Origin of the sequence: Kribbella sp. NPDC051718, assembly GCF_040681515.1 — a bacterium.
GTDB lineage: Bacteria > Actinomycetota > Actinomycetes > Propionibacteriales > Kribbellaceae > Kribbella.
This window is the reverse complement of the sequence record NZ_JBFAYZ010000029.1, coordinates 1,772-3,300: the sequence shown is the minus strand read 5'-3', so window position 1 is coordinate 3,300 and position 1,529 is coordinate 1,772. Positions and strand designations below refer to the sequence as shown.

General features: G+C 54.5%; 1 rRNA gene (cut by a window edge). It reads right to left on the bottom strand.

Annotated features, from left to right (window positions below):
• Positions 1–1,276, bottom strand: a 23S ribosomal RNA gene (locus AB0M15_RS41790); it reaches 1,939 nt to the left of the window's first position.
• Between the last annotated feature and the right edge of the window lie 253 nt (positions 1,277–1,529).

The following is a 1,529-nucleotide window of genomic DNA, read 5'->3' as shown; positions in this document are numbered from 1 at the left end:
CTGGCCGGGTACAAGTGTGAATGCCACAGCTTCGGCGGATTGCTTGAGCCCCGCTACATTGTCGGCGCGGAATCACTTGACCAGTGAGCTATTACGCACTCTTTCAAGGGTGGCTGCTTCTAAGCCAACCTCCTGGTTGTCTGGGCAACTCCACATCCTTTTCCACTTAGCAATCGCTTAGGGGCCTTAGCTGGTGATCTGGGCTGTTTCCCTCTCGACGACGGAGCTTATCCCCCGCCGTCTCACTGCCGCGCTCTCACTTACCGGCATTCGGAGTTTGGCTGATTTCGGTAAGCCGGTAAGCCCCCTAGACCATCCAGTGCTCTACCTCCGGTAAGAAACACGCGACGCTGCACCTATATGCATTTCGGGGAGAACCAGCTATCACGGAGTTTGATTGGCCTTTCACCCCTATCCACAGGTCATCCCCCAGGTTTTCAACCCTGGTGGGTTCGGTCCTCCACGCGGTCTTACCCGCGCTTCAACCTGCCCATGGATAGATCACTCCGCTTCGGGTCTAGAGCATGCGACTAAAGCGCCCTATTCAGACTCGCTTTCGCTACGGCTACCCCACACGGGTTAACCTCGCCACATACCACTAACTCGCAGGCTCATTCTTCAAAAGGCACGCCGTCACACCCACAAAGTGAGCGCTCCGACGGATTGTAGGCAACCGGTTTCAGGTACTATTTCACTCCCCTCCCGGGGTACTTTTCATCTTTCCCTCACGGTACTAGTCCGCTATCGGTCACCAAGAAGTATTTAGGCTTAGCGGGTGGTCCCGCCAGATTCACACGGGATTTCAAGAGTCCCGTGCTACTTGGGAAAACACTCGGAAGTCACTGTCTTACGCCTACGGGGCTCTTACCCACTACGGCTCAACTTTCCAGAAAATTCGACTTCAACAGTGATTTATAACTCCCCGACCCCACGGCATTAGGATCTGAATGCTCCCACAACCCCATATACGCAACGCACGCCGGCTATCACACGCACATGGTTTAGCCTCATCCGCTTTCGCTCGCCACTACTCACGGAATCACTATTGTTTTCTCTTCCTGCGGGTACTGAGATGTTTCACTTCCCCGCGTTCCCTCCAGAACCCTATGTGTTCAGGCACTGGTAACTGGCTTTAGAATGCCAGCTGGGTTTCCCCATTCGGACACCCCCGGATCACAGCTTGGTTGCCAACTCCCCGGGGCTTATCGCAGGCTCCTACGTCCTTCATCGGCTCTTGGTGCCTAGACATCCACCGATTGCCCTTAGTAGCTTGTCACAAAAACAACAAGAAAATTACTACTGAAGATGCTCGCGTCCACTATACAGTTCTCAAAATACGGGCAGGAACACCGACCCTGAACACCACCTACCTCGAACAGTCACTCGCCCAGGGAAAAGACACCCGAACGAACTCCCATCACCAGCGGTTTGGTGAGAGCCGGCCCCAGCCACACAGCTACACCCACTCCCAAGATCCGCAAAGATCCAGCAGCCAGGTGTAGTAGTGACCCAGAAAAACCAGTCCAAGA